This window comes from Sinimarinibacterium flocculans (assembly GCF_003201205.1).
Classification (GTDB): domain Bacteria; phylum Pseudomonadota; class Gammaproteobacteria; order Nevskiales; family Nevskiaceae; genus Solimonas; species Solimonas flocculans.
In genome coordinates, this window is the sequence record NZ_QICN01000017.1 from 25,283 (window position 1) to 32,113 (window position 6,831).

The 6,831-nt window shown below is 63.9% G+C and carries 7 protein-coding genes and 1 pseudogene; 5 read left to right on the forward strand and 3 right to left on the reverse strand.

The window, feature by feature from the left end; translation table 11 throughout:
- Positions 1-54 precede the first annotated feature (54 nt).
- Together C8D93_RS19690 and C8D93_RS19695 are read right to left on the reverse strand one after the other, a co-directional pair.
- Entirely contained in the window at positions 55-2,487 is a 2,433-nt protein-coding gene (locus tag C8D93_RS19690; protein ID WP_110266952.1) for an efflux RND transporter permease subunit, read from the reverse strand.
- Positions 2,484-3,455, reverse strand: coding sequence for a WD40/YVTN/BNR-like repeat-containing protein (locus tag C8D93_RS19695; protein ID WP_110266953.1), 972 nt, complete (start codon positions 3,453-3,455; stop codon positions 2,484-2,486). The genes C8D93_RS19690 and C8D93_RS19695 overlap by 4 nt, the downstream gene beginning before the upstream one ends.
- Positions 3,456-3,643: 188 nt before the next feature.
- On the opposite strand from C8D93_RS19695, the gene C8D93_RS19700 reads away from it, so the two are divergent.
- Positions 3,644-4,168: a hypothetical protein gene (locus C8D93_RS19700; protein ID WP_146216678.1), complete on the forward strand. Its 525-nt coding sequence runs from the start codon at positions 3,644-3,646 to the stop codon at positions 4,166-4,168.
- Positions 4,169-4,261: 93 nt separating this feature from the next.
- Here C8D93_RS19700 and C8D93_RS19705 read toward each other — a convergent pair whose 3' ends face one another.
- Entirely contained in the window at positions 4,262-4,972 is a 711-nt protein-coding gene (locus C8D93_RS19705) for a Tn3 family transposase (protein ID WP_110266955.1), read from the reverse strand.
- Positions 4,973-5,064: 92 nt separating this feature from the next.
- Between C8D93_RS19705 and C8D93_RS19710 the strand changes: the two genes are divergently transcribed.
- The 4 genes and pseudogenes from C8D93_RS19710 to C8D93_RS19725 form a co-directional block, all read left to right on the forward strand.
- Entirely contained in the window at positions 5,065-5,367 is a 303-nt protein-coding gene (locus C8D93_RS19710; RefSeq protein ID WP_007182542.1) for a putative quinol monooxygenase, read from the forward strand.
- Between the two features lie 198 nt (positions 5,368-5,565).
- Positions 5,566-6,113: pseudogene (locus tag C8D93_RS19715) on the forward strand (transposase); the annotation flags it as partial.
- 258 nt (positions 6,114-6,371) lie between these two features.
- The gene (locus C8D93_RS19720; RefSeq protein WP_110266956.1) at positions 6,372-6,731 is read left to right on the forward strand and encodes an integrative conjugative element protein, RAQPRD family; all 360 of its coding nucleotides are present in this window, start codon (positions 6,372-6,374) and stop codon (positions 6,729-6,731) included.
- Positions 6,728-6,831: DUF3262 family protein (locus tag C8D93_RS19725; RefSeq protein WP_146216679.1), on the forward strand; the 104-nt coding region annotated here is incomplete at its 3' end. The genes C8D93_RS19720 and C8D93_RS19725, both read left to right, overlap by 4 nt.

Genomic DNA, 6,831 nt, shown 5'->3' on the forward strand with positions numbered 1-6,831 from the left:
TCGATGCCTTTCCGGCAATCCTCATCTGACTCACTCCTCTCATTTAGTCTCTGGTTATTCGGTGGCTGCCTGACGCCCGCAGACGGGCATGGCGAGAGCCGGGGACGATGCCGCCTTGGTTGCACCGGCGGGCACGGCGGACGAGGCCGTCACGAAGCCGGGGCGGAAGGCGAGAATCCAGGCGGGCACCACGACCATGGCGCCAATGGCGTTGAGTACCAGCATCACAATCAGCAGCAGTGCGGCCGAGGACTGAAAGCGCAGGTCTGAGAAGAACACCCACATGACCACACCGGCGACAAGGGTCGCGGCGGTGAACATCACCGCAAGGCCGGTGGTGCTGATGGCATGGGCGACGGCGTCGTGCAGCGCTCGCCCCTTCTCTATCTCGTCGCGAACGCGGTCCATGACGTAGATCGCATAGTCGATTCCTACGCCCATTCCCACCGCGACCACCGGAATGATGTTGACGTTGATGCCGACGTTGGCGATGCCCAGATAGCCGTAGCTGAGCACCGTGGCGAAGATCATCGGCAGGATCATCAGCCAGCCGGCGTGCGCCGAGTTGTAGTAGATCGCCACCATCAGGAACGATGCGATCAGCACGAAGGCCGTGACCATGACACTGTCATGGAAGTTAGCCTGGTTGATCGCGGCGTTGACGCCGACGACACCGGCCGCCGGTTCGATCGTGAAGCCCTCTATGCCCTTGCCGAAAAGCTCGGCGCCCTGCTTCGCGCGCTGCACCGCCGCCTCGATCGTCTTGGCCTGCAGATCCGGCAGGTAGAAGCTCAGGTTGGCCAGCGTCTCCTCGGGGTTGACGTACTCACGCAGGGCTCCGGGTACCGGGCTGGAATACTCGAAGGCGTACATCAGGCTGCCGACGCCGCGCGCATCTCCGGGAATCTGCAGCCAGCGCGGATCGCCCTCGTGCGTCAGGCGGTTGACCTGCTTCACCAGGTCAGGGAGGCCATTGGCCGCACCCACCACCGGTTCTTCGAGCATGTAGCGCTCGAATTTCTCCATGGCGGCCATTGCCTCAGGCCTGCGCAAGCCCTCGCGCTCGCTGGAGCGGGCCACCACGAACAACTCCTCGCTGCCGGGGAAGCGCTCCGAGATCAGGTGCGCCGAGCGGTTGTAGTCGTGGTCACGCTGGAGAATCGGTGATCCAGGCTCGGACTCTCCGAACTGCACCTGGGTCGCACCCCATGCGCCCAGCCCGACCAGCGCCAGGGCTCCCAGCAGCACCGCACGGCCGACGCCGGGGCTGGAGACCGGCTCCACTATCCGGTGCAACGTCGCCGAAGTCTGGTCGCGGTTGTTCTCGGTGCGCCGGGGCTGCGGCAGCACGGTCAGCGCCAGCGGCACCATGAAGTGCACCGTGAAGATCACCGAGAAGGCCCAGAAGCCGGCAAAGGCGCCGAGATGCTTGTTGAACGGCGCCGCACCGATCGCTACCGCGGCGATACCAATGGCGTCGACGATGATCGCCAGCGAGCCCGGGCGGAACAGCGCATCGAGCGCGTTGCGCGCGGCCTGGCGACCGTTCTGGGTGCGCGCCAGTTCGTAGTAGTAGCGTTCAACCAATTGCACGCCGTGTGAGGTCGCACGGGCAGCAATCAGGAAGGGGATCGGCATCGACAATGGATCGAGATGAATGCCGACCAGATTCATGAAGCCCAGGCCCCATGCCGAGGACAGGAGAATGCCCAGCAAGGGCAGCACGATGCCGTAGAGTCGGCGGAAGTATCCCGCCAGCAACAGCACAATCAGGGCCGCGGTGTACAGCAGAATCTCGACGATCTGCGGCAGATAGGTGTAAACCCAGCCGGTCAGCACCGGGTTTCCGACCGCGTAGATGCGCAGGCCGTCGCGTGCTTCCGCCTCGCGGATTTTCTGCAGCCCGGCGAAGGCCTCGATCAGTTCGTCGGAAGTCGAACTGTTCATCTGTGCCCGGACGATCGCCACCTTGCCATCGGCCGACACCAGGCGTCCGCTGACGCGCGGGTCCGCCTGCACCTGCGATTGCAAGGCCTTGAGTTGCGCCGCCGTCAGGGTCTCGGCATTAGGGTCATAGTAGGGCTCGGAGCGGATCGTGCCCGCTTCGTTGATGTAGACCCGCCGCGTCGTGCGATGGGTGATGCTGGACACGAGGTTGTGGTTGACGCCGGGCAGCACATCGATGCCCTGCGTGATGCGCTCGATCGCAGCCAGCGTCTCGTTGCTGAAGATCGTGCCTTGCTCGACCTCCACCGCCACCGTGATGACGTTGGCCCCGCCGAAGATCCCGCGCACCTCGTTATGCAGCTGGATATAGGGGTGCTGCTGCGGCAGGAGGTCCTCGAAATCCGAAGCCATTTTCATGCCGGGGATCTGGCTGGCGAAGAACGCCGACAGACCAAGAATCAGCGCGAGCACGAAGCGCGGGCTGGCAAAAATCCACTCTTCGCCCCGCTGCAGGGCGGCGACTATCTTCTGGCGAATCAATGGATACCCTCCGATTCGATGCTCACCATCGCCGGCGTGCTGGCGCCGGAACCGCCGACCACGATCAGGGACGAGCCCCCCGGCAGGGCGATGCCGCCACGCAGGTAACCGCCGCCGGAGGTCGCGCTCGGCAAAACCCGCCATTCGCCATTGGATCCGCGCTGCTGGACCAGACCGAGTTCGCCGACAGCAAACAGGCGGCCACCGGCACCCGGCACAAAGCCGTACATCGGCACCCCGGCGGCATTGGTCTCCGACGTCCAACTCTGGCCGCCATCGCGGGTGCCGAGGATGATCCCGCCGCGGCCCGTCAGCCATCCGGTATCGGTGTCGGTGAACCAGGCGTCGAAAGCGTAGAAATCGTCCGGAATGGGGGGCAGCATCTGCCAGCTGGCGCCGCCGTCACTGCTGCGCGCAACGATGCCAAACTCTCCGGCCACAACCGCATGGTCGGCGTCGAGGAAACGGATGGTGTTGAGGATCGCGTCCTCGCCGAACTCGGTCTTCTGCCAGCTCGCCCCGCGATCGCTGCTATGCAGCACCGTGGAATAGGTTCCGACCACCCAGAATCCACCGTCCGGCGCACATGCCAAGGCCATGGGGGTGAAGTCCTCGGGCATGGAGCCCTCGGCACGGCGCCAACCGGTACCTTGCGCCTCCCCGGTCCAGACATGACGATGGAAGTCGAGTGCAACGAAGCTCTCGTCAGCGCAGGCCGCGACGTCGATCAGCGCCGCTCGCCTCTCGAGCTTTTGCGCCTCCCAGGTCTTGCCGGAATCGGTCGAACGGTACAGCACGTCATTGCCGACAGCCACCATGGCCTGGCCATTGGAGGCAATTTTCTGCAGGTCGTCAGCAACGTGCGCGGCACCATGAACGGTTGGCGAAAAGGCGGCAACCGACGCAAAAATGGCCAGGATCGCGCAGTGCAATCCAAGATGGGGCGCCAGTGGCGCGCGACGGCTCATTGCCGAGTCTCCTCCGAGTAGTTGTGAACTGCGGACAGAGAATCAGTGAAGCAGCGATATAAGTGAACCCGATTGCGGGAATGAGCGCCATCACTCAGATGAATAACCCGAAAAACCGCATGCCCTTCCGGCGTAGCCAGGGAATGCTGACGGGATGAGGGCGGCAGCGATCCGAGGAGGATCACCCAATGGGTGAGGCACGGCGGAGGCTGAAAGCGGCGCGGGGAGCGGTGGCGGAGATCGCCGGCTTGGAGGTTCCCGCGGGCAAGGTGCCGGTACTGTGGGACCGGCGCGCGGCGGCCACGCCGCTGGGCCAGTTGCCGTACTTCATCGAGTTTTTGCACATATCGGGGCTGTGGCAGCGTTGGGTAGACGAGTGCCCGCTGGAGTACACGAGCCCGAATGCACCTGGTAAGCAGGATGTTCTGGGCACGTGGCTGCTGTCGATCCTGTCGGGGCATCGGCGCCGTGCGCATGTGACGGCACTGCGCAATGACGGCGTGAATCCCGGGATGCTGGGGATGCAGCGCGTGCTGTCGGAGGACGCGCTACGACGTGGGCTGAAGCACCCGGCGGAACGCGAGGCGGCGACGGCGGCCTGGATGGAGCGGCACCTGCGTGAAAGCGCCTGGGGGCTGTTGTCGGCGGGCGACTGGATTCTGGATGTGGATGCGACGGTCAAGCCGCTGTACGGGCATCAGGACCAAAAGTAGGCGCCTCTAGGCGAACCGCCTCGCCACGGTTCAGGATGGCCTGGGAGAAAGCCACCGGGCCGCCATCGTTGGAGGCCGACCTGGCGGCAACCATCACGGTTGGGCGCCTGCAGCGACTTTGCCGACCGACGACACAACGGCGAGCGGCCAGCGCCGGTCGCGTAGGGCGCCACCGAAAATACGGTCGGCGTAGTCGTCAATCGGCCAGTGCAGCGTGCCGCGAAGATTCACGTTCCAGAGACGAGCCGGGCCAACATGCGCCAGCACGCCGGCCGGCGCGATGATCTGCCTCGCGGCCAGGCGCTCGGACGCCGCCTGAATCTGCTGCGTGGTCCAAGTCATCACCAGGTTGGTTAGCAGCGTCAAGCTGCCCGAAATCGCTTCGAGAGACTCGTTCGTGCGGCCCTTCTGATGCGGCATCCTTCCAGAGTAGATCGCGCGTTGCAGCACATGCACGGCTTCACCGCGGTTGAGCACACGATGCAGTTCCCGCCGGAAATTGGGCTTCGTGTAGTAGTCGCACAGGAACAGCGTTCTCTGCAGTTGCCCGAACTGGTTTCCCGCCGCTCGAACGTCATCGCCCACGGCATCCGACCCGAACTTCTGGCACGCCAGAATCGCGGTCAGCGTACCGTCCTTGACCGATGCGGCGACGCGCATGAGCTGATCATAGCTCTTGATGAACACCTTCAGTGAGATGAACTTCGTCACCGGCTTGAGTATCTCCGGCACCTCAGTGCCGTACGGCACCAGCAGCTTTCTCTCGTCCAGATCGCGGATGCGCGGGAACAGATCCAGCCGCAGTTATTGCCTATAGAGATGTCTGTCATGAAGACTTAGACTGCAGTCTCGTCGATCCCTTCACCCACTTTTCCATTTACCCAAAGGAATACAGCATGACCAAGCTCGCCCTGTTTGTTCGCCTCGAAGCTAAACCCGGCCAGGAGGCTGCGCTTGCCGACTTCCTGGCCAGCGCACTGCCGCTCGCCAACGCCGAGTCCGGCACCACGGCCTGGTTCGCATTGAAGTTTGGCCCTTCGACGTTTGGTGTGTTCGATGCCTTTGCCGATGAGGCAGGTCGCCAAGCACATCTGAACGGCCAGATCGCCGCGGCCTTGATGGCCAACGCCGCGACCTTGCTCAGTTCTCCGCCCAATATCGAGAAGGTCGAACTGCTTGCAGCCAAACTGCCTGCATGACAACCCGGCCTTGACCCAATCAGGTCACGCTGCAGGATGGGGGGCACACGGCCCTACGAGTGATCCCCCTCCAATTGCACTTGCCCAGGGAGCTACCTTCCACAGCGATTGGGGGGGCAATATTGCGTAAGCTTCCCCGATCCGCAGACACCCCATAAGTAGAACTTTCTGGCATGTTTTCCCCAGCCAGGAGGTTCCATGAAGAAGTCCCGTTTCACCGAGACCCAGATCGTCTCGATCCTCAAGCAGGCCGACGCCGGCGTGCCGGTCAAGGACATCTGCCGGCAGGCCGGCATCAGCGTTCCGACCTACTACAAGTGGAAGTCGAAGTACGGCGGCCTGGAGGCCTCCGAGCTGCGGCGTGTCAAGGACCTGGAAGCGGAGAACGCCAGGCTCAAGCGGATGTACGCCGAGCTGGCGCTCGACAACGCCGCGATGAAGGATCTGATCGCAAAAAAACTGTAGGGCCGGAGCAGAAGCGCGAGGCCGTGCGGTACCTGGTCGAGGTGCACACGCGGCCCCTGAGCCGGTCCTGTGATTGCGTTGGGTTGTCGCGGGCAGCGTGGTACCAGCCGCCGGTGCACTGGACGGTACGGGATGCCGAGATCATCGCGGCCCTGGCCGAGGTGGTCGAGAATCGCCCGAGCCGCGGCTTCTGGAAGTGTTGCAAGGTCCTGCGCCGTGCGCGTCCGGACTGGAACCACAAGCGAATCTACCGAGTGTACAAGGCGATGAAGCTCAATCTGGCGCTGTTCGATGACTTCTGGGCGGCGACCCAGGATGACGAGCGGTTGTGGGCTAGCGACTGAGCAAGGAAATAGTTTGATGGTCGAAGCGGGTAAGGAGGGATTGCTTGCCCTGCTACGTGACAGTAGATAGAGCGTCGGCTAGCAGATCAAGCAACACATCTGAAATACGGTTGACCACCGGTTCCGTTTGATTGCGGCGCGAGCCGCGCAAGGGACACAGCATCAAGGCCATTCGCTTCACTTGGGAATGGCTCGATGGGTCAGACCAACCGCCGCGCATCCGCATGGCCTTCGCTGGCCGTGCTGCTGGCCGTGTCGCTCTCGGCCCTGCAACCCGCCATTGCCGACGACACTCCGGAGCGTGAGCAGCTCGCCGCGCTCGCCCGCCAGCTCAACCTGATCGACCGCCTCGCCGAGCACGCCGCCAATACCGCTCCGCAGGAACGCGCCCGCTATCACTTCGACTACGCCCGACTGCGCTCAGACCTGAAGCGCGTTCGCTCCGGCCTGCAGGACTACCTCGTGCCTCAGCGCGCCCAGCCGCGCGATCCCGTCCCGCTGGCCGGCGATTACGTCCGCCGTGACCGCGCCGACGACGAGGAACCGTCGCCATGACGCCCTCTGCCGATCAGGTCGCCGCCTTCCAGGCCAACGGCGGCTTTGCGCCTTCGGCCGTCTCCGCCGTGGTGCTGGGCTTCGTGTTCGCCGTGTTGCT